At 65.2% G+C, this 24173-nt stretch carries 22 protein-coding genes, 1 tRNA gene and 1 pseudogene; 16 read left to right on the top strand and 8 right to left on the bottom strand.

From position 1 onward, the window contains the following. The first annotated feature begins 86 nt into the window (after nt 1–86). Nucleotides 87–437, top strand: a complete 351-nt coding sequence (locus tag BLU88_RS07850; RefSeq protein ID WP_092012124.1) for a hypothetical protein — start codon at nt 87–89, stop codon at nt 435–437. 113 nt (nt 438–550) lie between these two features. Further along, on the top strand, nt 551–943 hold the full coding sequence (locus tag BLU88_RS07845) for a hypothetical protein (protein ID WP_092017309.1): 393 nt from the start codon (nt 551–553) through the stop codon (nt 941–943). A 25-nt stretch (nt 944–968) separates the two neighbouring features. On the opposite strand, the gene BLU88_RS07840 is transcribed toward BLU88_RS07845, so the two are convergent. From BLU88_RS07840 to BLU88_RS07830, 3 genes are all read right to left on the bottom strand, one after another. Next, a complete protein-coding gene (locus BLU88_RS07840) occupies nt 969–2549 on the bottom strand; it encodes a hypothetical protein (protein WP_231939678.1) in 1581 nt (526 codons plus the stop codon). A gap of 194 nt (nt 2550–2743) precedes the next feature. Continuing rightward, nucleotides 2744–3715, bottom strand: coding sequence for a tetratricopeptide repeat protein (locus tag BLU88_RS07835; RefSeq protein ID WP_231939677.1), 972 nt, complete (start codon nt 3713–3715; stop codon nt 2744–2746). 151 nt (nt 3716–3866) lie between these two features. Beyond that, nucleotides 3867–5486: a hypothetical protein gene (locus tag BLU88_RS07830; protein WP_092012117.1), complete on the bottom strand. Its 1620-nt coding sequence runs from the start codon at nt 5484–5486 to the stop codon at nt 3867–3869. Nucleotides 5487–5797: 311 nt separating this feature from the next. On the opposite strand from BLU88_RS07830, the gene orn reads away from it, so the two are divergent. Next, nucleotides 5798–6382: an oligoribonuclease gene (orn, locus tag BLU88_RS07825; protein ID WP_231939720.1), complete on the top strand. Its 585-nt coding sequence runs from the start codon at nt 5798–5800 to the stop codon at nt 6380–6382. Then, nucleotides 6318–6503, top strand: a pseudogene (locus BLU88_RS19020) (SulP family inorganic anion transporter); the annotation flags it as partial. The gene orn and the pseudogene BLU88_RS19020, both read left to right, overlap by 65 nt. Before the next feature lie 114 nt (nt 6504–6617). Here the strand turns inward: BLU88_RS19020 and BLU88_RS07815 are convergent. After that, the gene (locus BLU88_RS07815) at nt 6618–7538 is read right to left on the bottom strand and encodes an SCO6745 family protein (protein WP_092012111.1); all 921 of its coding nucleotides are present in this window, start codon (nt 7536–7538) and stop codon (nt 6618–6620) included. A 308-nt stretch (nt 7539–7846) separates the two neighbouring features. On the opposite strand from BLU88_RS07815, the gene BLU88_RS07810 reads away from it, so the two are divergent. The 11 genes from BLU88_RS07810 (at nt 7847) to BLU88_RS07760 (ending at nt 19654) form a co-directional block, all read left to right on the top strand. Continuing rightward, nucleotides 7847–8842 (top strand): (Fe-S)-binding protein, encoded by a 996-nt coding sequence (locus tag BLU88_RS07810; protein ID WP_092012108.1) that lies wholly within the window; start codon nt 7847–7849, stop codon nt 8840–8842. Continuing rightward, the gene (locus BLU88_RS07805) at nt 8839–10362 is read left to right on the top strand and encodes a lactate utilization protein B (protein ID WP_231939676.1); all 1524 of its coding nucleotides are present in this window, start codon (nt 8839–8841) and stop codon (nt 10360–10362) included. The genes BLU88_RS07810 and BLU88_RS07805 overlap by 4 nt, the downstream gene beginning before the upstream one ends. Then, nucleotides 10359–11051, top strand: coding sequence for a LutC/YkgG family protein (locus tag BLU88_RS07800; RefSeq protein WP_092012105.1), 693 nt, complete (start codon nt 10359–10361; stop codon nt 11049–11051). The genes BLU88_RS07805 and BLU88_RS07800 overlap by 4 nt, the downstream gene beginning before the upstream one ends. 73 nt (nt 11052–11124) lie before the next feature. Then, nucleotides 11125–11859, top strand: coding sequence for an LmeA family phospholipid-binding protein (locus BLU88_RS07795; protein ID WP_092012103.1), 735 nt, complete (start codon nt 11125–11127; stop codon nt 11857–11859). 76 nt (nt 11860–11935) lie between these two features. Beyond that, the gene (locus BLU88_RS07790; RefSeq protein ID WP_157689031.1) at nt 11936–13180 is read left to right on the top strand and encodes a M20 family metallo-hydrolase; all 1245 of its coding nucleotides are present in this window, start codon (nt 11936–11938) and stop codon (nt 13178–13180) included. A gap of 26 nt (nt 13181–13206) precedes the next feature. Beyond that, on the top strand, nt 13207–14790 hold the full coding sequence (locus tag BLU88_RS07785) for a SulP family inorganic anion transporter (RefSeq protein ID WP_231939675.1): 1584 nt from the start codon (nt 13207–13209) through the stop codon (nt 14788–14790). A 10-nt stretch (nt 14791–14800) separates the two neighbouring features. Further along, complete coding sequence (locus BLU88_RS18625) at nt 14801–14953, top strand: hypothetical protein (protein ID WP_157689030.1); 153 nt, start codon at nt 14801–14803, stop codon at nt 14951–14953. Between the two features lie 143 nt (nt 14954–15096). Next, nucleotides 15097–16404, top strand: coding sequence for a Na+/H+ antiporter NhaA (gene nhaA / locus BLU88_RS07780; protein ID WP_407922845.1), 1308 nt, complete (start codon nt 15097–15099; stop codon nt 16402–16404). 139 nt (nt 16405–16543) lie between these two features. Beyond that, entirely contained in the window at nt 16544–16882 is a 339-nt protein-coding gene (locus BLU88_RS07775; protein WP_092012094.1) for an antitoxin, read from the top strand. A gap of 498 nt (nt 16883–17380) precedes the next feature. Further along, nucleotides 17381–18712 carry a glutaminase gene (locus tag BLU88_RS07765; protein WP_092012088.1) on the top strand — a complete coding sequence of 444 codons (1332 nt, stop codon included), beginning with the start codon at nt 17381–17383 and terminating at the stop codon, nt 18710–18712. A 126-nt stretch (nt 18713–18838) separates the two neighbouring features. Beyond that, a complete protein-coding gene (locus BLU88_RS07760; protein ID WP_092012084.1) occupies nt 18839–19654 on the top strand; it encodes a siderophore-interacting protein in 816 nt (271 codons plus the stop codon). Nucleotides 19655–19656: 2 nt separating this feature from the next. On the opposite strand, the gene BLU88_RS18375 is transcribed toward BLU88_RS07760, so the two are convergent. From BLU88_RS18375 to BLU88_RS07740, 4 genes are all read right to left on the bottom strand, one after another. Beyond that, on the bottom strand, nt 19657–20103 hold the full coding sequence (locus BLU88_RS18375) for a hypothetical protein (RefSeq protein WP_197678209.1): 447 nt from the start codon (nt 20101–20103) through the stop codon (nt 19657–19659). Nucleotides 20104–20212: 109 nt separating this feature from the next. Next, entirely contained in the window at nt 20213–21106 is an 894-nt protein-coding gene (locus BLU88_RS07750) for a dihydrodipicolinate synthase family protein (RefSeq protein ID WP_197678235.1), read from the bottom strand. Nucleotides 21107–21208: 102 nt separating this feature from the next. Continuing rightward, nucleotides 21209–22054: a PfkB family carbohydrate kinase gene (locus BLU88_RS07745; protein ID WP_092012079.1), complete on the bottom strand. Its 846-nt coding sequence runs from the start codon at nt 22052–22054 to the stop codon at nt 21209–21211. Nucleotides 22055–22188: 134 nt separating this feature from the next. Further along, nucleotides 22189–22261 (bottom strand) — tRNA-His (locus BLU88_RS07740). A 226-nt stretch (nt 22262–22487) separates the two neighbouring features. On the opposite strand from BLU88_RS07740, the gene BLU88_RS07735 reads away from it, so the two are divergent. Then, complete coding sequence (locus tag BLU88_RS07735) at nt 22488–24170, top strand: hypothetical protein (RefSeq protein ID WP_092012076.1); 1683 nt, start codon at nt 22488–22490, stop codon at nt 24168–24170. Nucleotides 24171–24173 lie beyond the last annotated feature (3 nt).

Raw genomic sequence — 24173 nt, 5'->3', positions numbered from 1 at the left:
ACGACCAGGATCCGTGCGGCATCTCACCCGCGAAGCGGCACATCCGGACGAGTTGCCGAGACTGGATGCCGACTAAACTGGGTCGGGTGTTCACCGTTTTCACCATCGTCCTCTATGCCGTCACCGGCATCCTGACCCTGTGGTCGATCGTCGAGACCATCCGCAACCGTCCAGCCGGCAAGGCCCTGCTCGGCGGTGCCGCTCTGCTTCTGCTGCTGCTCATCGTGCAGCTGATCATCTCGATTGCGACCTTCGGGTCCGCGCATGAAGTCGACCCGCTGCTCTACTTCGGCTACATCATCACCGCGATCATGGTCATAGCGCTGGCCGGGTTCTGGGCATTTGCGGAGCTGAGCCGCTGGGGGCCGGGAGTGCTCGCCGCGGCGGGACTGACGGTGACCGTGATGATCGAGAGATTGGATCAGATTTGGCAATGACCAGGCGCAACCGGTTCGGCGGGGGTCCCGCCGATGATGCGAACTCAGCGGGCAATGCGGACTCCGCGGCCGCCTCGGCGAGGGAAAAGAAGGAACGGTCGCCGTATTCGGCGATGCACACGGGACCGGGACGGGCGCTGACGGCGGTGTACGGAGTGTTCGCGCTCTCGGCCACGGCCCGGGCCGGCTACCAGCTCATCCGCGAATTCGACGTCGCACCGATCGCATACTCGCTCTCGGCCATGGCCGCGGTGATCTACATCCTCGCCACTGTCTGCCTGGTCATCGGCAATCGCGTCTCGCACCGGATCGCCGTCGCCGCCTGCGCGATCGAATTCGTCGGCGTCATCGTCGTCGGCATCCTCAGCCACACCCACCCCGAGGACTTCGCCAAACCGTCGGTGTGGTCGAACTTCGGCAGCGGCTACGGCTATATTCCGCTGCTCTTGCCGCTCATCGGCCTGTGGTGGCTGCTGCGCGTCGGCCGCCGCGCGAACCGCGGCTAAGTTAGACGAGCGCAGCAGCCCTTGGTCACTCGACCTTGGAGGACAGGACGTTCCAGTCGGTGGCGACGGCGGTGAGTTCGTCGCCGGTCTTCATCAGCACATAGGGGTGCGCGGTGTCGACCTTGATGGTGTCGCCCTCTTTGTCATTCGTCTTCACGGCTTCGACGGTGTCGCCGAGGTCGAGAGCGTAGTCCGACGGGGCCTTGATCGTCAGCGTGCAGCGGACTTCGCCCATCCCGATCGCACCGTTCTCGGTGCTCAAGGCCATGTCCTCGAACTTCAGATCCTCATAGGGCTTGCAGTCGACGTCGACCTTGTCGAAGCCGGAGTCCTTGTCCCGCAGGTCGCCCACGTAGTCGCGGAATCCCTTGAATCCGCCTTCCTTGAGTCCTTCGGGTCCCCCGGACTTCGCCTTTCCGTCGACGAGGAACGATGAGACGTCACCGGAGGCGGTCGTCATGTCGTCGGCGAACTCCTTGGGCCCCTTCTTCACGGCGCCGCTGCCATCGGCCATGAGGGTCGGCATCTGGTCGGTGGGGATATAGGATGCCGAGCGCACGAGCGGATCGGTCGAGGCCGATTCCCGCGTGACCAGCATCACCTGGGTCAGCTGCTTGTCCCCGTCCGTGGACTTCTTGTCCGCGGTGCCGAAGGCGTAGAACCACATCGGGTACTCGGTGAAGCTCGGGCTGCCGGCGACGACCTCGGTGAAGTTCGGCGCGCGCAGCTTCTGCTTCGCCTTGTCCGCGATCTGGATCTGTGCACGGGTGTGGTCGATGAGCGGCGCCGCCTGGATCTTGTCGAGATCGGAGCCCTTGTCGCCGAGGGTCTTGTCCAGCGATTCCGTGTAGTTCGTCATGAACTTCCCGGCCTCACCCGGGCGCACTGCGGTGCGCTCGTACGGGGTGACGTCCGGGCTGCTGGGTTTGGCGATCGGCATGTTCGCACAGCCGCTGAGCACGAGTCCGGTGCCCATCATCGCGGCCGTCACCGTCCGCAGTGACCGACGGTTCCGCAGATCTCGTCGCCGAGGCGGCGCTTGGCCTGCGGTTCCCGGCTGCACGGTCGAGATCGGCTGGGTCGCCGGGCCCGGCTCGCCCTTGGGACCGCTGCTGCCTTCGGATCCACCGGCGCCGCCATCGGATCCGCCGTTGCCTATGCGTCCGGCGCCCTTCTTCGGCGGGCGGATGCGTGCGGCCCACCAGCGCATGAAGAAGAACACTGAGAATCCGGCGAGGATGATGGTGCCGGCAATGCCGAGCAGGCTGAGTGCGAACACGCCCTTGACGCGCATCTGGAGGCTCACCGTCGTTCCGTCGAGACTGTCATCGGAGTTCGCAGGTGCGATGACGAGCACCTGCGGTTCGGCATCGAGGTCGAAGGTCTTCGCGACCGTCTTTCCCGTGTCCGTGCTGATCCACCAGTCGCGGTCGGCGATAGCGGCCTCCGGTTTCTCGTCTCCGGGAGTGAACCGGTGGGATGCGGAGTTCGGGAACGACACATCACTGATCTGCTCCTGCGCCACCCCGTCGAGGTAGCTGTCGGCGTCGACCCCGCTGGCGGTGCCCACGAACAGTTCGGTGCCCTTCGAGTTCTTCGCCGTCACGGTCACACTCGAACCCGAATAGGGCACGATCGCCTCGTCGAGGACGACGGCGTAGGCCCCGTCCTTGACCTTGAAAGCCGGCGTCTCGGTGATCTCGTCGGTGCCGACGACAGAGAGTGCGGAGATGACCAGTCCGGCGAGCGTCAGTGCCGCTACGCCGAAGAGGATGGCGGTGATGAGTCGGATTCGCTGGATCAGAACAGTGCCCTCATGAGTGCGGTCCGTGCCTTGGTCACGGCTGGGTCGTCGGCGCCGAGGACCTCGAAGAGATCGAGGACGCGCAGGCGCAGGGATTCCTTCTCATCGCCCGCGGTGGTGCGGATGAGAGAGATGAGTCGGTTGAAGGCGCTGCCGGCATTGCCGCTGACGACCTCTGCGTCGGCAGCTGCCTTCGCGGCTTCGACGTCCTGGGGATCGGCATCGGCGGCGGCGATGAGGTCGGCCGGCTCCTGGTCGATGAGGCGGCGGCCCAGCCCTGCACGGGCGAGACCGAATTTCGCCTCTTCGTCGGCCGGAGAGCTCGCCAGTGCGGCCTTGAACAGGCTCTCGGCAGTATCGAAGTCGCCCTTGGCCAGTGCCTCTTCCGCCTCCGGGTGGGCGGGACCAGCCGGTTCGGGCTCGGCTCCTCCGACGGCCGCATGGCCGGTCACACCGTTCTCACCGGCGAGCTTGAGCAGTTCGTCGAAGTACGCCTGGACCTGCGGTTCGGGCAGAGCGCTCTGGAACAGCGGCACGGGCTGACCCTTGATGAGGGCGACGACCGTGGGAATCGATTGGACGCCGAACGCCTGCTGCAGACGCGGGTTCGCATCGACATCGACCTTCGCCAGCACCAGGCGTCCCCCATAGGAGGTGACGACGCGTTCGAGGACCGGGGAGAGCTGCTTGCAGGGTTCGCACCAGTCGGCCCACAGGTCGATGACGACGGGCACGCGGTCGGAGATCGCGACGAGGCTGGTGAAGGTCGACTCATCGACGTCGAAGACCAGTCCCGGAACGGCGACCGCATTCGGGTCCTGACCCGCCTGGCCACCGGTACCACCGGCGCCGGCACTCGCACCACCGGCCTGCCCACCCTGATCGGCGGGCATGTTCTTGCTCCGCACTGCCGACAGGTCGAGGCCCTGGTTGGGCTGCGCGTTCTCCTGCGAGGGATCCATTGACATGTGGTCTCCTTTGTGACGCGGTCGGTGGGCTCGGCGAGAGCCGTGACGCACCTGGTCCATGCTTATCCAACAGAACGTATCAACACCGATGCGTCTACGGCTATTTCCTCAGCCGTCAGGGAAGGAACGCCGCGGTGCCGACCCTTCCAGCTCAGCCTGCTTCGGCTCCGGAGAGAGTCTCGAGACCGCCGATGAGCTTGACCTTTCCGTCCTTGGGCACGAGGAAGGTGAGCACCTGGGTGGTCTTCGTCGTCACCGACTGCTGGGTCGACGCGGAGCCGACGAGTTCCTTCTGCGGCGACGACAGGGACAGGGTGCCGGTGCGTCCTTCCTTCGATTCGGGGCTGATCGTCGATTCGGCTTCGATGACTCCGGTGACGATGGCGGCGTCACCGGCGGTGCCCTGGGCGACGAGTTCCTTGCCCGGGGTGTACTTGTAGTCCACTTCGGCCTTGCCGGCTGCGGCGCTGTCCTTCTGGTTCTTCTGGTTCTTCCAGATGGACTTCGAGAAGTCATCGGCCTCGAACTTCTTCGCCTCCTTCGAGTCCGCTCCGCTGCCGAGTGCCTTCGCGTAGTCGGCAACGGCTTTCTCCGGGGTCGTGGCGAAGTCCTTGGATCCGGGTTCGAGCATCTTCGCGCCCTGCCGCGAGTCGGGCAGCTCGGGCAGCTTCGTGCCAGCTGTCAGCTGGGTCTGAGACCACAGTTTGTAGTTGCTGCGCGGATCCTCCTGGGTCAGCACCAGCAGCTGCGAGTTTCCTCCGGCGGAGGTGATGAGGCTGGTCACGCGCGGCCAGGAATCGGTGGCCGACGTGTAGTTGGCGACGATCTCTTCGCTGGCCACGGCCGGCGCCATCTTCTGATCGTCAACCTTCTCCTTGACCTTGTACAGATCCTCGCGCTGCTTGAGAGCGGGGCCGGCGGCGCGTTTGGCCAGCGCCTTCTTATCGGTCTTCTTGTCCGCAGCCTTGACGTCGGCGGCGACGGAATCGAGAATCCTCTTCGCCTGATCGTCGGTGACGCCCGCAGCCGCTGAGCTCGGAGCCTCGGAGGGCTCGGGCTTCGGCAGCTCTTCGGGCCCACAGGCGCTGAGTGCGAGCACGGGGACGACGGCGAAGGCGGTGCCGTATTCGGCGAGCTTCCGGCGGCGCTCCTGGCGTGCCTTGCGGCGGTTCGCTTCCTTCTTCGAATTGTTCGCGCCGAGGAAGAGGAGGACGACGCCGATGACGAAGACGACGCCGCCGATGATCATCAGCGGAAGCGCCCATGGGGTCTCGGTGTGGTTGGGCCAGGTCAGCGTCACGGATTCGACGGCTCCGGCTTCGCCGTCACCGGCGACAAGGAATCCGGTGCGGTTGGCATCGTCGTTCCATTCCAGCTCCACCGAATCGGTGCCGGTGACTTCGGACTGCCAAAGGTCGGCCCCAGCCGGGTTGGGCACCTTGCCCTCACCGTCGGTCCCCTTGGTCGTGAGCTTTCCGCCCTCGGCGATCCCGGTGACGCGATCGTAGGCGGACTGCCCCGCCCAGGCCTCGACGTTCTCGATCGGAGCTTGGGCGATCGTGAGGTCACCGCTGCCTTTGACCGTCAGGGTCGCAGGCGTTTCGTAGAGGTTGAGCATTCCGGGGTCGACGATGACCGCCGGTTTGTCGGCGTCGATCTGTGCGGTGGCACTGATCGTATCCTCCGGCGCCCACAGTGTCTTCTGCAGGATGCCGAGGCCACCGACGACAACACCCACCACCATGAGAATCACAGCGAATGTGTAACGCACGTGCGTACCTTCCCTCAGCCGAGCAAAAATGGCACCCCAGTTCGGGGACCCTTCAAGTTTAAGTCACAGACCGGACATCGACTCTGTGCGCACGCTCAGTGTGTGTCGGCGTTCACATGCCCGTATCCTCTCCCGGACAGCACCGAGGCGGCCCTCCGGCTGCCGTCCGCACTCCGGCCTTCACCCTCGCCGAGGCGCTCGTGCCCCCTCCGCAGATGGGTACCGAATCCACCCCGGAATGTCCTGGCCGCCTTTCTCTGCCCTAAGCTGGGTGGGTGAGCAACAACAGAATTGTGTGGATCGACTGCGAAATGACCGGCCTCGACGAGGTGCGGGACGAACTCATCGAGGTGGCTGCGATCGTCACCGACTTCGAGCTCAATCCCCTCGACGACGGAATCGACATCGTCATCAGGCCCTCGGCGGATGCACGGGCGAATATGAACGAATTCGTCACTAATATGCACACCGCCTCGGGGCTGATCACCGAACTCGACGCAGGCACCACCGTTGCCGAGGCGCAGACACAAGTTCTCGAATACGTGAAGAAGCATGTCCCCGAGTCGGGCAAGGCCCCGCTGGGCGGGAACTCGGTGGGCACCGACAAAGTGTTCCTCACCAAGCAGATGCCCGAACTCGTCGATCACCTGCACTACCGGATCATCGATGTCTCCTCCATCAAGGAACTGTCCAAGCAGTGGTTCCCGCGCGCCTACTTCCAGGCACCGGCCAAGCACGGCAATCACCGCGCGCTCGGTGACATCATCGACTCGATCATCGAACTTCAGTACTATCGGAAAGCCGTGTTCTCCGCCGAGGGGCCGAGCTCCGATGAGGCGAAGTCCATCGCCGCCGAGGTGGCCGAGAACTACCCGAAGCAGACCGACGAGGACTGACCGCCGCCTGACTGCCGGCGGTCGTACGCGCCTGGCCTCGAGCGTCCACGCGGCTGTGGTGCTGCTCATCGTGCTGGCGGCTGCGGGACCGGTGAGCCGGATTCCGCTGGCGGCACTCGGCGGAGTCCTCTTCGTCACGGCGGCGCGGATGGTCAACACCACCACGATGCGCTCGATTCTGCGCTCGACCATGCCCGCTCCCATGTGGAGCGGGCACGGCAGCGCTGATCGTGCTTCAGCCGGCCTTCTTCTCCGGGCGAGCGAAGATGTTCGACGGAAAGGCACCGGACTTCGCGATCACGCGCAGCAGGTCGCGGCTCGGAGACAGCAGCGATTCGATCGTCTGGTCGTCGAGGACCGACCACGCGGCTGTGACCGTGCCGTCGGTGAGGGTTTCGACCTGTTCCTTCAGGTCACGTCCCGCCCCGGTGATGGCGGGCAGGTCGTGCCCTCGATCGTCCTTGTCCACGGTGATCAGCCCCGCCTCGGCGAGCCTGGCCTGAGCGGTCTGCCATTCCTCATCGGTGTAGCCGCGGGTCTTCTGCGCCGCTCGCGGGCGGAATCCGGCACCTGTCGCGACATCGAGCATGAGGGCGTCGATTCCGGGCACACCAGCGGTGACGAGTGAGGCGACGTGGCCGTCGCCGCGGAACTCGCGGGCTACCGTCGCCACGTCCCACATCTTCTCGAACGCGGTGCTCGCCTGGTGGCTGCCGATGACATCGGCGGTGGCCGCGGCCAGGGTGCGGCCGGCGAAGTCCATGGCGGCGAGCACGGGGGCCAACGTCTCCGTCATCTGGTGGGCCGACTCGGTGAGCAGGGCGATGTCGTCACGGTCGCCGAAGAGTTCGGCCATATACGCACTCACCGCATCGAAGCGGGCCCGGACCATTTGCTCCGGGGACACCGTCTCCCACAGTCGCGGCAGCAGAGCGGCGATGAAGTTCGGGGAGTAGTTGTAGTACGCGGCGGACACGACTCCGGGATTCACCCGTCCCAGCGGGGCCGAACGAGCGGCCATATTGCCTTCGACACCGGGCTCGAGTCCGTACTTCGCGTATTCGGCACCCACCGTCTGCGAGAAGTAGATCGACGAGTGGAAGGAGTTGATGCGGGCCGAGACAGTTCTGATGTTCTGTGTGCGCTGGGAATCCATAACGTCATCCTATGGGCGGTCCCGTCCCAGGTAAATGGGTCTGCGCGGGCATCGTCGCCACTGAGATCGACGCTGGAGATTAGCGCAGGGTCATAGGACCTAAATCGCTTCGCCCTCCTCCGAGGCGACCGGACTTCCGCATCGATCCGCGCACCGGCGCGCCCTGTCGGTCGCGCGCATTTGCCGCGTCAGGCCCCGGTGCTACCGTCTGAGCACGGAGTGACAAGGACCGTTTCCGACCACGGCTTCGTCCCAGTCGGATGCCGATCCCGCAAACCGCATAGCACAGCGTCCGGCTCGGAGGTCAGATGAGGATCGCACTGTTCGCCACCTGCATCGTCGATGCGATGTATCCCGAGGTTGCGCAGGCAACCGTGAGTATTCTGCGCAGGCTGGGCCACGAGGTCATCTTCCCCGAAGGGCAGTCCTGCTGCGGGCAGATGCATATCAACTCCGGCAAGTTCGCACAGGCGGAACCGGTCATCGCCAACCATGTGCGCGCCTTCACGAGCACCGAATGGGATGTCGCCGTCGCCCCCTCGGCCTCCTGTGTGGCCTCGCTCGGCCACCAGCAGCCGATGGTCGCAGCGCGGATGGGCAATGACGCCTTGGCCTCCGCAGCCGCCGAGGTGGCCGGCCGCACCTATGAGCTCACCCAGTTCCTCACCGATGTCGAAGGCGTCACCGATGCCGCAGCCGACCTCGGCTCGCACTTCCCACACCGAGTCACCTATCATCCGTCGTGCCACGGAATGCGACTGCTGCGTCTCGGTGACCGTCAGTCCTCCCTCGTCCGGTCCGTCGAGGGCATCGACTTCGTCGAACTGCCGCTGGCCGATTCCTGCTGCGGTTTCGGCGGCACCTTCTCTGTGAAGAACCCGGAGGTGTCCTCGGCGATGCTCGCCGACAAGGTCCGCACCATCCAGGCGACCGAAGCCGATGTGTGCACCGGCGGTGATGCCTCCTGTCTGCTGCACATCGGCGGTGGGATGTCACGGTTCGACCGCACCGGACATTTCGACGGAGCCCCGGAGGTCACGGCCGTCCATGTCAAGGAGACGAGTACGACGGACGCCCGGGGACACACGACCGAGACGCTGACGACGGTCGTGGGTGCCGACGATGACGACCATCTCACCCCAGGCCATCGGGGCACCTCTCCGGCCGAGCCGAGTCGGTCCCAGGCGGGCTTCCGTGTCGGTCAGGCCGCGGTCCACCTGGCCCGCATCCTCGCGTCGACGAAGGAAGACCCGCTGCGTGTGCCGAGCGAAGGAGGCGAAGTGAGCGGAGGGAGCCTGCGATGACCTTTCTGGGAATGCCGCTGCTGCCGTCGAAGCGACGCAGCGATCTGCCCGGCGGGCAGGGCAATATCGTCGAAGCCGAGGCCTTTCCCGCGGCCTCACACGAACATCTGAGTAATCAGCAGCTGCGCAACAACATCGGACACGCCACCTCGACGATCCGATCCAAGCGCGCCGACGTCGTCTCCGAACTCGACGATTGGGAGGCTCTGCGCGATGCCGGTGAGGCCACGAAGAACGAGGTGATGGCGAACCTGCCCGAGTATCTCGCGCAGTTCGAGGAAGCCTTCACCGCCGCCGGCGGCATCATCCACTGGGCCCGCGACGCCGACGAAGCCAATGCCATCGTCACCGAGCTCGTCGAGGACAGCGCTCCGGTGCTCGACAACGGCCGCCGTGAGGTCATCAAGGTCAAGTCGATGGCTACTCAGGAGATCGGGCTGAACGAACACCTCGAAACCGAGGGCATCGATGCATTCGAGACGGATCTGGCCGAGCTCATCGTCCAGCTCGGCGAGGACAAGCCCAGCCATATCCTCGTTCCCGCCATCCACCGCAACCGGGATGAGATCCGTGAGATCTTCATGGACAAGATGCCCGACGCCGGGGAGCTGACGAACGAACCGGCCGTCCTCGCCGAGGCGGCCCGCCGACATCTGCGCCACAAATTCCTCACCACGAAGGTCGCGATCTCCGGAGCGAACTTCGGCATCGCGGAGACCGGCACCCTCGGTGTGGTGGAGTCCGAGGGCAACGGACGCATGTGCCTGACCCTGCCGGAGACGCTCATCACCGTCATGGGCATCGAGAAGCTGCTGCCGCGGTTCGCCGATCTCGAGGTGTTCCTGCAGCTGCTGCCGCGGTCGTCCACCGGTGAGCGGATGAACCCGTACACCTCGTTCTGGACGGGTCGGTTCGAAGGCGACGGTCCGCAGAACGTCCACCTCGTCCTCCTCGACAACGGACGCACCAGGGCCCTGGCCGACGAGCACGGGCGTACCGCGCTCAACTGCATCCGCTGCTCGGCCTGCATGAATGTCTGCCCCGTCTACGAACGCACCGGCGGGCACGCCTACGGCTCGACCTACCCGGGGCCGATCGGAGCGATCCTGTCCCCTCTGCTCACGGGAGTCGAAGAGCAGGGCAATGGTTCGCTGCCGTACGCGTCGAGCCTGTGCGGCGCCTGCTACGACGTGTGCCCGGTGAAGATCAACATCCCGGAGATCCTCGTCCATCTGCGGAGCGAAGATGTCGAGGCCAACCACTCCCCCGTGTCCTCCCAGCTCGACGCCGCCCTCACCGGCGCGTCGTGGATGATGGGCGACGGGAAGCGGATGGCCGCGGCAGAGAAGGGACTGCCCCTCGCGCACAAGGTCACCGGCGGAGAGCAGATCAACGCCCTGCCCGGAATCGCCGGCGCCTGGACCTCGAGCCGGGACATCCCGGCGCTGCCGGAGAAGAGCTTCCGGCAGCTGTGGGCCGAAGAGGAAGCGGACGACCGCGACGAGGAGAGACAGCGATGACTGACAACGCACGCGAGGAGATCCTCGCCCGCATCGGCGAAGCCCTCGGCCGCCGCGGCGGCGGCGAGTACGTGTCCTCGTCTCCGGTGACGCCGGCGCGCGGCACGGGCAGCACTGCGAACGCCGCCGCCACGGCCGCGGAGTCCGGCTACCACCATGAAGGCACGCACACGGGTGAGGGCCTCATCGATCTGCTCATCGACCGCCTCGTCGACTACAAGGCGAACGTGCACCGCGCCGACGGCGATCCGAGCGAGACGATCGCCGAACTCATCGGCGGCCACTCCTCGGTCGTCGTCCCCCGCGGTCTCGACGAGACCTGGCTGCGGGGCTTCTCCGGTGAGGTGAGGGTCGATGCTCCGGGTGAGGAGCTCAGCGTCGACGACCTCGACGGTCAAGGAGGGGTGGTGACCGCCTCGGCGGTGGCGATCGCGCAGACCGGGACGATCGTCCTCGACGGATCGGACGAGTGCGGACGACGGGCGATCACGTTGGTGCCCGACCACCATGTGTGCATCGTCCGGACGGGCGACATCGTCGACATCGTGCCGGAGGCGATCGCCCGCCTCGACGCGCACGCGCCGCTGACGTTCATCTCAGGGCCGTCGGCCACGAGCGATATCGAGCTCAGCCGGGTCGAGGGAGTGCACGGACCGCGCACCCTCGATGTCATCATCCTCAACGGATGAGCGGATCGAGAGCGGTCGATTCTGCCGGACCGGCGAATGCGAACGGACCGGCGAATGCGCAACAATGGAGCCCATGACCACGGCGCAGACTCTTCAGTACCCGCGTCCGGACGACCGGCCACGACGTCGCAGCCGTCGGACGACGCTCATCGTCTCCGCGGTCGTCATCGTCCTCACCCTCGTCATCGGGGTGATCGCGGCCGACCGGATCGTCGACTACACCACGGAGCAGCGCATCGCCGATGGACTTGCCGACTACGGTGAGGCCGATGTCTCCGTCGAAGGCTTCCCCGTGCTCACTCAGCTGGCGGCCGGTAAGCTCGACTCCGTCCACATCACCGCCGATCAGGCGAGCTATGAGGGCGTCGACTTCACCGATGTCGATGCGAAGCTCTATGACGTGCCCACCGACACGTCACGGCCCATCGGCACCGTCGACAGCACGGCGGTCCTCCCCCACTCGACCCTTGACGAGCTTGCCTCCGAGCATGCGAACCTGCCCGAGAGCATGACGTTCACCACCGTCGACGGGCAGCTCTTCCTCAAGGGGTCGATGCTCGGCCAGGATCTGCTCGTGGGCATCGACCCGAAAGCCGACGGCAGACGGGCCGTCGTCGACGCGACGACGATCAAGCTGGGTTCGGCGGAGATCTCCGTCGACCGACTGCCCGGCTTCCTCACCTCGGAGATCTCCGATATCGTCATCGATCTCGACTTCCTGCCCGCCGGACTCGAGCTCACCGATATCACCCCCACCGACTCGGGACTGCAGGTCCGCCTCCACGGATCCGGAGTCAGCCTGCAGTAGACGAACCCAACAGAACCTGCGCTGTCGGTCAGGGGTTCGCGGACACCCTTGCACCGGCTGAAGAGAGGACTCGATGATGAGCATGATCACTCCCGCACGCGACCGCGTCGCCGCCGAACTCACCGAACAGTCGACGTTGACCGACTCCGATCGTCCCGGCTGGACCAGGCGTGCCCTGAGCGAGTTCGACGTCTCGGGGCGAGAATTCGCCCGCAGGCTGATGCGGCAGGCGGGGATGGACACCCGCATCGACGGTGCCGGCAATGTCATCGGAGTGCTGCCCGGCTGCCTCGGTGGTCGTCAGATCATGCTCGGATCCCACACCGACACCGTCGACGGCGGTGGACGATTCGATGGGATCGTCGGTGTGCTCGGCGCGATCGAAGTCGTGCGGCTCATCCAGGAGCACGGCGTCCGTGTCGATCACGATCTGGTGGTCGTGGTGTTCTTCAACGAAGAGCCCAATGACTTCGGTCTCTTCTGCGTCGGCTCCCGCGCGATGACCGGGCAGGTCGACCGCAGCACCTTGGCGGCCACGGACCCCAGCGGACGCAGCCTCGCCGAAGCTCTGCCGAAGTCACGCATCGACCCTGGAGACTTCCTCGACGCGGCCTACGATTTCACTCCGGTCACGGCGTTCCTCGAGCTTCACATCGAACAGGGGCCCGAACTCGAGCGCGCCGGACGGCAGATCGGCGTCGTCGAGACGATCACGGGGATCAATCACTTCCGTGCCCTCTTCACCGGTCGTCAGGACCATGCGGGCACCACCCCGATGGATGTGCGGTCCGATGCCGGCTGCGCGGCGGCCGGGACGGTGCTGGCCGTGGAGTCGATCGCCGAATCGGGTGCGAACACGCGCGGCACCAGCGGACAGATCCGCTTCACCCCGGAAGCCGTCAACGTCGTCTCGCGGAACGCGAGTCTCGAAGGAGAGTTCCGAGGCCCCGAGGGTTCCTGGCTCAACGAAGCTCAGCGTCGGCTCACTGCGGCGGCAGGCAGCGAGGCGGAGAAACGCGGAGTGGAGGTCGAAATCGAATGGACCACCGACGATGCGCCGGTCCCTCTGCATGAGCCGATCACCACCACCATCACGGAGGTGGCCGACGAACTCGGTCTCACACGCGCCACAATGTTCTCCGGAGCCGGACACGATGCCGGGGTCATCGCGGCGAAGACCCAGGTCGGCATGATCTTCGTCCCCTCGGTCGACGGACGCAGCCACTGCCCTGAGGAATTCACCGACTTGGCCGACATCATGACGGGCATCTCTGTCCTGCTCGAGACTGTGCTGCGCATCGACCGGCGCGCTCGCGGCTGACCCAGACGGCGGGTAGTGTTCCGGTCGTGACGACTCCCATTCCGGCCGACACCGCCGACGATTCCAGGCGCTACCGCCCCGACCCGACCGTGATCACCGCACTGACCTCACCGAGGCTGCTCACCCGTGAGGTCCTGGCCGGGCTCGTCGTCGGGCTCGCCCTCATCCCCGAGGCGATCGCGTTCTCGATCATCGCCGGGGTCGATCCGAAGGTCGGGCTGTTCTCCGCTTTCATCATGGCGACCTCGATCGCGTTCCTCGGCGGACGGCCGGCGATGATCTCCGCGGCGACCGGAGCCGTGGCGCTCGTCATCGCCCCCGTCGCCCGCGAGCACGGGATGGACATGTTCATCGCCACCGTCATGCTCGCCGGTGTGTTCCAGATCCTGTTGGCCGTGGCCGGGGTGGCCAAGCTCATCCGCTTCATCCCCCGCAGCGTCATGGTCGGCTTCGTCAACGCACTGTCGATCCTCGTCTTCGCGGCGCAGGTCCCCCACGTCATCGGGGTGCCGTGGACGGTCTACCCGCTGCTGGCCGTCGGCATCGTCGTGCTCGTGTTCATGCCGAAGCTGACGAAGGTCGTGCCGGCACCGCTGGTGACGATCATGCTCATCACCGGCATCGTCATCGTCTTCGCCATCGATGTCCCCACCGTCAGCGACCAGGGCGAACTGCCGCGCAGTCTGCCCGAACTCTTCTTCCCGCACGTGCCGCTGACCTGGCAGACCTTCACGACGATCGCTCCCTACTCGCTGGCCATGGCTCTCGTCGGGCTGATGGAGTCGCTCATGACGGCGAAACTCGTCGACGAGATCACCGATACGCACTCGAACAAGACCCGTGAGTCCTGGGGTCAGGGTGCGGCGAACATGATCTCCGGTCTCTTCGGCGGCATGGGCGGATGCGCGATGATCGGGCAGACGATGATCAACGTCCGCGCTTCAGGGGCGAGGACCCGGATCTCGACGTTCATGGCCGGAGCGTTCCTGCTCATCCTCGTCGTCGTCCTCGGCGACATCGTGGGCATGATCCCGATGGTCGCGCTCGCGGCGATCATGATGATGGTCTGCGTCGATACCTTCGACTGGCATTCCATTCGCCCCTCGACGCTGCGGATACTGCCGAAGTCCGAGACCTTCGTCATGATCGCCACCGTCGCCGTCGTCGTCGCCACCGGCAATCTTGCCATCGGCGTCGTCATCGGCGTGTTCGTGGCCAGCGTGCTCTTCGTGCGACGGGTCGCCCACTTCGTCACCGTCGAACGCACGATCGTGACGGGCGCCCCGGGTGATCGGGTCGATGCGGACTCTCCGGTCGGCCCGCGCGACGAGACCGGTTCCGCCTCCGCCGAGGCGGTCGCCCGCTATGTGGTCCGTGGTGAGCTCTTCTTCGCCTCCTCGAATGACCTGACCACCCAATTCCGGTACACGCATGATCCCGATCGGGTCGTCATCGATATGAGCGACTCGCATGTCTGGGACGCGTCGACTGTGGCTGCTCTCGACGCGATCGTGACGAAGTACGAAGCACTGGGCACGAGCGTGGAGATCACCGGAATGAACACCTACACCGAGACTCTGCATACGCGACTCTCCGGCGGGCTGGGGTAGACTGTCTGCGATGTCACACTCAGCCCCGGAAGCCGCCTTCCGCCCGAAGGTGTGGGTTCTTCCGCACCCGGGCACAAACGGCTACATCACCTCCTGGGGCGAGATGCAGTCGGGCACAGAGCCGTTCGCCTGCGGAGATCTTCCTCTCCGACCCCTGGTGTGACACTCCTACGGTCCTGACCGTCTGTGCCCGGCACGTCCGCTCGAATCACATATGTACGATCAGCGTCGACGAACTGAGCACTGTCAGTGCGCTCACCCTTTCGGGTCGGATCCTCACCTCCGCCGACCACGAACGGGATCACTGTGACCACCACTTCTGCCTCCGCCTCACGCTCTGCCGCCCCACATGCTCCGGGACGACGACTGTTCGCGATGCTCCGCCGCGACACCGTCGGCGGCGCATTGCTCCTCATCGCCGCCGCTGCCGCTCTGGTCTGGGCTAACTCACCAGCGTCGGATGGATACTTCGCAATCCGCGACTGGGAATTCGGCTACGAACCATGGCATCTGCGGCTGAGCATCGGGCAATGGGCCGCCGACGGACTGCTCGCCGTCTTCTTCTTCCTCGTCGGCATCGAGCTCAAGGCCGAATTCACCCGCGGCGACCTGCGCCGACTCCGCACCGCCGTCGTGCCGATCACCGCGGCCGTCGGCGGGGTCCTCGTCCCCGCCCTCATCTGCGCAGCCTTCCTGCTCACCCGCCCTGAGCTGCTGCGCGGCTGGGCCATCCCCACCGCGACCGACATCGCCTTCGCCGTCGCCGTGCTCGCAATCGTCGGCTCCCACCTGCCCAAGGCGCTGCGACTCTTCCTGCTCACCTTGGCCGCGGTCGACGACCTGCTGGCGATCACCATCATCGCGATCTTCTACACCGAGACCATCGCGGTTCTCCCCCTCGCCGCGGCGCTCGGAATCATCATCGTCTTCGGGATCCTCGCGAGTCGTCTCCGTCGCTTCTTCGTCGACCGTGCCTGGTCCGCATGGGTCATCCTCCTCCCTCTCGGACTCACCGCCTGGGCGTTCATGCACGCCTCAGGTGTCCATGCGACCATCGCAGGAGTGCTGTTGGGCTTCACGATCCCCGCAGTCGTCGGTCGTGGTTCGAACCGCGCGACCGATGCCATCCGCGGGCACTCGGACGAAGGCGCTCACCGGTCCGGAATCGACCTCGCCGAGGCGCTCGAACACCGCATTCGACCGCTGTCGGCCGGGTTCGCCGTCCCGGTCTTCGCATTCTTCGCCGCCGGTGTCGATGTCGGAGGGACTCGGGGTCTGGCAGACGCGTTCTCCCATCCCCTGACGTACGGAATCATGACAGCGCTGATCGTGGGCAAGCCGCTGGGCATCCTCGCCTCCACCTGGTTGGTCACACGGTTCACCGCAGAGATGGATCCCAGCCTGCGGTGGGCCGACCTCACCGGCATCGGACTGCTCGCCGGCATCGGCTTCACCGTCTCTCTCCTCGTCGCCGAACTCAGCTTCGCCGCCGGTTCGGTCGAGCACGATGTCGCCAAGGTCGCCGTTCTCAGCGCCTCTGTGCTCTCGGCTGCGCTTGCGGCGCTGCTCCTCGCTGCCCGAAATGTCCATCACCGTCGCCTGTCTCAGGCGTGAGAGATGTCGGTGGCCTGAGAATCCGCCTCGTGCGATTGCCAGTTGCGTCACAGACTGCCTCACTAGGATTGCAACCGTCCCGAAACATCTCCACGATCAGCATCGACAGAGCAATCGACCAACTGAGAAGGACCATGACATGGCATTCGACAAATTCCTCGACAAGGCCAAGAACCTCGCCAATGATCCCAAGGTCAGAGACAAGCTCAATTCGGACAAGGCCGAGAAGGTCACCGACTCGGTCCTCGACAAGGCCGCCGGTGTCGCCGACTCCCTGACCGGAGGCAAGCACTCGGACAAGATCAAGAAGGCTCGCGACGCAGCCGACAACGCGATCGGCAATGACCGCAGCCCGGGCGGCGGAGAGAACCGCGGCGACGACGTACGCGGGAATGACGTTCGCGGAGATGATCAGCCCGGTGGAACGAACCGTGACGACAACGGTTTCGACAGCAACGGCCCCACGGGAAACCGCTGATCTCCTGCTTCATCTCATCGAGCCTCTGCCGACCTCGGCAGGGGCTCGACCTCTGTCCGGCGGTAGTGCGGCTGCTCCTCGCCCGGCACAGTCCACGCATCCCACTTCTTCTCTCCGCATGATTCGCTGCGGGGAGAGAAGACCTCACAGTCGAGTGGGACCTCAAAGATCAGCCTTTGTCTGATCTGCACGGTGCCGTCCTTCTGTGCGGCCACCTCGGTGAGGGCGATGCCGAGGAGGCGGAGCAGCTTGGTGCGGGTTATGACCTCACACTATGGCCGGACCCAGTCACAGAAGCCTCACATCCGGTGCCAGACTTGGAACAGCCCAGTCGTGGAGCCGCCGTGGTCGGCCCAACGGCTGCGCCGCACCAGAACCTGATCGGCCGATCTGTCGACTCCGTCACGAAGCACGGCAGGCAGCGGGAGAGTGTGTGAGAATGGCAGTCTGCGTCAAGCCACACTGTGCCCACCGACCACGACTGCAGCAGGAGGTGCCATGCGATCGCCCATCCCGGATTTCCTCGATGAGACGCTCGACCGATTCCGACCAGATCGGTCCGGCGAGAATGCGGACTACATCCCGGACCTCGCTGCAGCGGATCCGGAGAAGCTCGCGATCTGCATCTCCACCCTCGACGGCGTCGAATACACCTCCGGCGATGCCGACCACGAATTCTCGATCCAGTCGATGTCGAAGCCCTTCATCTACGGTCTCGCCCTCGAACAGGAGGGTCTGGCCGGAGTCCTCGAGAAGGTCGGCGTCGAACCCAGCGGTGAGAAGTTCAACGAGCTCTCTCTGGACAAGAAGTCGGGCCGCCCGCTCAATCCGATGATCAATGCCGGGGCCATGACCATCCACTCTCTGCTCGGCGATCCCGGTGCCGGCCTGGCCGAACGCACGGAGATCGTGCGCGCGGGGCTCTCTCGCTTCGCCGGCCGAGAGCTGTCGATCGATGAGGAGGTCGCAAACGGCGAATGGCGCGAGGCCTACCGCAACGTCGCCATTGCGAACATGCTCCGGTCCTACGACATCTTCTACGACGACCCCGACGAGGTGGTCCGCGGCTATATCGAACAGTGCGCGATCACTGTCACCGTCAAGGACCTCGCGATCATGGCCGCCACCCTGGCAGGAGGCGGCCACAACCCTCTGACCGGCGAACAGGTGCTCTCCCCCAGGGTCAACCGGCAGGTCCTCGCCGTGATGATGACCTGCGGCATGTACGACGCGGCAGGCGACTGGATGACTGAGATCGGGATCCCCGCCAAGAGCGGTGTCTCCGGCGGAGTCTTCGGTGTCATGCCCGGTCAGGTCGGCATCGCCACGTTCTCACCGCGTCTGGACAGGCACGGCACGAGCGTCCGCGGAGCGAAGATATTCCAAGACCTCTCCGACCGGCTGAGCCTGCACATCATGGATGCGCCGGAACCCGCCCGCTCGATCATCCGCCGCGACCGTCGCTTCGTCGACGCCGACGGCAAGATGGTCCGCATCTGCAGCCTGCAGGGACTCATCCAGTGGAGCGGTTCGGAGAACGTCCTGCGCGCGATGGACGAGCCCGGCTCCAGCACGAACACCTTCGTCCTCGATCTGCGCAGGGTCAACGAGATCAACTCCATCGCCCGGAGCATGCTCACCGAAGCGCTGTCGCGGATGAAGGACGACACGATCCGCGTGGTCCTGCTCGACCCCGACGACATGATGCAGTGCAAGGGACCGAACTCCGCACTTCCGGACGTACAGATCCTCGATTCGCTCAAATCGGTCAAGGGCCTCAAACGCATCCGCGACGATCGTCGTCGGGAGATGGCCGACCGCGCCAACTGAGAGCAGCGGAGGATGTTCGACAGGTGTTTGATAAGGTGAGCCTTACCGAACCCCTGCGCCGAGGCGGCTCCGCACTCCGAGGCCGACCGTGAGCTTTCAGGGGCACCCGTTTGAGAAAGGCCGCCCGTGACGACCGCACCTGACACCCCCGAACGCACCGCACGCCCCGTCCGCCGGCAGGCGGTGCTCACCGTCCTCGAGACCACCGAGGTCAGCCCGCATCTGGTGCGGCTCCGCCTCGGCGGCGACACATTCGACAACATCGACTCGAACGATGCGACCGATAAGTACGTCAAGCTTCTCTTCGCCGATCCGGCCCATGAGCTCGTCCCTCCCTACGACCTCACGGAGCTGCGCGAGAACTCCCCCGAGAAGCTGCCGAGCCGCCGAACCTACACGGTGCGCGAGATCGACCTGGACGAGAAATGGCTGAGCATCGACTTCGTCATCCACGACGATGACGGCATCGCCGGACCCTGGGCGAAGAATGCGCAGCCCGGAGACACACTCGTCCTCTCCGGGGCGGGCGGAAAATACGCCCCCGCCGACGCCGACTGGCACCTGCTCATCGCCGACCATTCCGCAATCCCCGCCGTGAGCTCCGCCATCGAAGCGATGCCCGCCGACGCTCAGGGCGTCCTCCTCGCCTCTGTCGCCGATCCGGCCGATCGTGTCCTACCGGACGCCCCGGAGGGCATCGAGGTGAGATGGGTGGACTCGAACGATGAGCTCGCTGCCGCAGTCGAGGGGCTCGAATGGCGTTCGGGCACTCCCCAGGTCTTCGCCCACGGCGAGCGCGAGACGATCAAGGCGATCCGCACGATCCTCAGGGAACGCGAAGTGCCGCGGGAGTCACTGTCGATCTCCGCCTACTGGGCCCGCGGTCGTGCCGAGGACCAGTTCCAGGCCGAGAAGCGCGAGCCCATCGGCCAGATCGACTGAATTCAGCGGCGGCGCGTGAGGAAGAAGGCCGCGATTCCGCCGATGCGTTCGAAGCCGACGAACGCGTAGGTCGTCTCCCCCACTTCGCCGATGGTCAGCGCCTCGGGCTCGTTCGCGTCGAAGAACATCGCGGTTCCCGGTTTCGTCTTGTCCTCGTTCTCGAGGGCAATGACGCCGAGTCCGTCCTCACGGATGGAGATCGAGTTCGCGACTCCGGTGCCGGTGATCTCGGCGGCGGATTCGTCGAACTGTCCGGTCGCGTGGGAGCTGAGGAATCCCATCTCGATCTGAGCATCCGAGGCCGAGGAGCTGATGGGCTCATCCACTTCTGCCGCGTGGGCAGTGCCCTGGCCTGTCATCGCACCTCCTACGGTGAAGCCGGTGGCCAGCAGGTGAGCGTCTTTGCGGACAGTGCGATCGTCATCGGCGCCCCGGGGTCGAATGGGCATCGCAGGCCGGTTGAACCCACAAGCACCTATTCATAGGCACCCGGAATGGACCGGTTCCGAACCGCAGATGGACGGATGGTGAACTCGTTCACCCGGAACCGTTGGTCACCTAGGCGAGATCGAGGCTCTCGGCCACTTCGGTGACTTTGCGCTTGGCCGCCTCATCGAGGTCACGGACCGGCAGAGGGAGACTGTCGGCACCCACGAGCCCGAGGTGTTCGGCGATGGCGGCGGTCACGCGCAGGCTTCCCTCGAATTCGGTGAACAGATCCCACACCGGCTGCAGCTCGGCGGAGAGTTCGCGGGCGAGTTCGGCGTTGCCGAATTCGGCGGCCCGCGTGATCTCGAGTGTCGGCGCGGGAAGGGTACCGCCGATGACCGAGTACCAGGCATCGCAGCCGGCGATGAGACCTTCCGCGGCATGAGCGTCGCCGGAGATGCCTATCGTCACCTCGCCGCCGATGGCTGCGCGGATCTCACCGATGCGCTCATTCCATCCGACGGGTGAGGCCGCAGCCCCTGGGATCTTGATCGAGGCCACTCCGTCGAGCGCGGCCAAACGTGAGTAGAGCTCGGCGGTGAACGTGAAATGTGTCGTGCCGGGGTTGTCGTAGACAACGACGGGCAGGTCGGTGGATTCGGTGACCGTGCGGAAGAGTTCGAACACCTCGTCGTCGGTCAGCGGCTGATAGCTCACCGGTGCCAGCAGCAGTCCCTGCGCTCCGGCGGATTCGGCGGAGGCGACATTGACCAGAACGTCTCTCGTCCGAAGCGCCCCGACACCGATGAAGACGGGAATGTCGAGGGCGGATTCGACGCTCAGCTGCGCAGCTCGGGCACGCTCATCGGTGTTGAGGTAAGCGTACGAACCGGTCGACCCCAACGCCGTGATCGAGTCGACTCCGGCGAGGACGAGACGTTCGATGAGTCCGACGAAGGCATCCTCGTCGAGGGATTCACCTTTCAGCGGAGTCAGTGGGAAGGCGCTCAGCCCGGTGAACAGGGACGGGTCGTGCGCGGGGGTGTTCGTCAATGATCCTCCTCAGGTGGCGGCGGATCTCGGGTGGTTGCAGTGGATGGGTCCGCCTATGCTCAGTCTGACAGGTCAGTCGAGGGTCGACAGATAGTTCTCAAGCCGATCGAACTCCGGTTGCGCGAATGCGACTTCCACGGCCGCTGCGCCCACGGCGTTGGCCGCCCGCAGTGCGCGTTCCGGTCCGAGTCCGCTGATCAGACCGATGGTCAGGGCCGCGCAGTAGGCGTCTCCGGCACCGACGGTGCTCACGGGGGTCGCTGGCACCGCCTCGGCGAAGGCGATCTGTTCGCCCTTCTGCAGCAGTGCCGATCCTTTCGCTCCAAAGGTGACGGCCACGAGCTTCGCGGTCCTCAGCTGCGGCAGCTGGGAGTACTCGAATTCGTTGACGATGATGAGATCGGCACGATCGACCACCTCGGCGGGCAGTGGAAGAGCGGGAGCCGCATTGACCGCGAGGAATCCGGGCACACGGTCGGCGAGTTCGACGATGAGATCGAGGGAGATCTCGAGTTGGGTGAGCACGGCCTCGTCGGCTCCGAACTCGATTCCGGCGAGGCTGACCTCGGCATTCGCACCTTCACACACAGCGATCTGGTTCTCACCGGCGGCGTCGACCATGATGAGCGCGGTCCCGGTCTCGGCGGTCGCCTCGGCGATGTCATCGGTCCGGACTCCGGCGGTGCGGAGGGCATGGAGCATCGCCTGGCCGTCGGAGTCAGGCCCGATCGCACCGATCATGCGGGTGCGGGCACCGAGGCGGGCCGCCGCTGCCGCTTGGTTCGCGCCCTTTCCGCCGGGCGATCTGCTGAGCCGGCCGCCTCCCACGGTCTCACCGGCGGCAGGGAGTCGGGAGATGGTGGCGGTGATGTCGGCATTGATGCTGCCGACGACCGTCAGGGAGCAGTCGAAGGTCATGGCCCCATTATCGGCGATCGAGGCTGGAGCGACTGCGACCGTCGACGATCGGGGCTAGGCACACAGTGGGCGGGCCGCGGGAATGACAGAAGCCCCGTGATCCGTTCGCACGGATCACGGGGCTTCTCGATCGGGGTGAGTAACGGGACTTGAACCCGCGACATCCGCGACCACAACGCGGCGCTCTACCAGCTGAGCTATACCCACCACATGCGCTGCGCCTTGAGGCGCAGACAGCAAGATACATCTTAACCGCACCGCTTGACCCGGGCAAACCAGAACCGCCCCTGAGCCCCGATGAGACGCAGATCTCATCACGTGCAACGATTCAGTAGCGATCTATAACGGTTTCGGAAAACTGGTAGGAGCACCCCGCCGCATTCATTAGTATTGACTCGGCCCTGTCCTCGATAATCTTCAAGGAACCCTGTACATGCCTCGTGCGTTGATCTCCGTCTCAGACGACGGGTTCACCTACACCACCCTCAACGGGGCGACGAGTCGCTATTCGGACACCGGGCAGGCCATCTCTTACCTCGGCGACTACGCCAAGGAGACCGCGACTCCCCTGACCGTCACCATCGACGACGGCACGAAGACCACCCAGATCGGCATCGACGAGAACGGCAAGGTCGGGGCCGTCCCCAAGCAGGACACCGCCACCGAGGCGACTCCGGACGAACCGTCGACCGCTTCGTCCGCGGATGGCTCGGCTTCTTCGACGAACGGTGCGGCCGAACATTCGGAGCATGCCGACCAGAGTACGAACGGCTTGTCCGCAGGCGGGCAGTCCACAGCAGGGCAGAACGGCTTCGTCGCCGAAGACGATTCAACTGGTTCGAATGGTGACAGCTACCCGATGGGCACACCGTTCTCCGGGCCGGCCGCCCCGACCGCCCCGACGGTGAAGAAGACACCGGTGCGCAAACGGTCGGCTCGCAACCGTCCACAGCGACTGAAGAAGATCACCGTTCCCGGGCTCGTACTCATCGGTCTGGCGATCCTCATGATCGGCGCATTCGTCGTTCCCAACATCGTGCCCGTCGACTCCCCTGACACCCCGCAGACGATCGGATCGGAACAGCAGGTCAACCCCGCTTCCGAACTCTCCGTCGACAAGACCGAAGATGTTGTGCCCAGCTACGACAATTCCCCCGTGTGGGAAGCCGAGGTGCCCAAGCGCGCCTCGGTGACGGCGTCCGATCGCGGAATCCTGCTGGTCAACGACAATCGTCTCGAAGTCCTCGACGCGGACACCGGCAAGTCTCGGTACAAGACCAAGATCGACGAATCCCCGACCTTTGCCGTCGACACCGTCATCGACGGGCGTCCGGCCCTCCTGTGGCAGTCGGGCAATACAGCCGAGGCGCTCTTCGACGGAGAATCGAAGCCGAAGAGCTACCAGCTGCCGGAGAAGGCACGCATCACCTCCGCCGGCACGAGCGTGCTCATCAAATCGGGCAACAAACTCTCGACCTTCGGCGCCGATGGCCTGGAAAACGTGCCCACTCCGCAAGCCGGTTCGACGCCGATGGCCATCGACCAGGATGAGCTTTACAGTTCGGACTGGAACGGCCCGGTCAAGGCGCAGAACATCAAGACCGGCAACGAGCGCAGCGTCAAGCTCGAAAGCCCCGGTGACGAGCTGAAGATCATCGACTGGATCTCGGCCGGCCACGGCAAGGCGATCACGTTGTGGGGCGAACAGGGCGCTTCGACGAACTCTGGCCACAGGATCCAGCTCGTTGTCCACTCCCTCGAGGACGGGTCGATCCTCTCGACCGTGACCACGACGACCGACATCGTCGGCGAGAAGTCCTGGGTGCGTGGGCAGGCCGGAGAACGCGCCTACATCGGCCCCTATCTCTTCGACCTGGAGTCAGGCCTGCTGCTCATGGATGTCTCCAGCCGTGACATCCATCTCTCCGAACCACGCGGATCCATCGTCCCCTGCACGATGGACACGAACACCTCGTGCCTGCTCGCCGGAAAACACGCGTTCAAAACGGGTACCGATCTGCTGGCCGTCGTCGACAAGGGCAAGAAAGCCCTAGTGCTCGGCGATGACTCGACCGTTCGGGCCTATCCGAAGAAATCCGAAACGCAGGATCGCTAGTTC

This window comes from Brevibacterium siliguriense (assembly GCF_900105315.1).
Classification (GTDB): domain Bacteria; phylum Actinomycetota; class Actinomycetes; order Actinomycetales; family Brevibacteriaceae; genus Brevibacterium; species Brevibacterium siliguriense.
The sequence above is the reverse complement of the archived record's forward strand: the minus strand, read 5'-3'. Positions and strand labels throughout refer to the sequence as shown.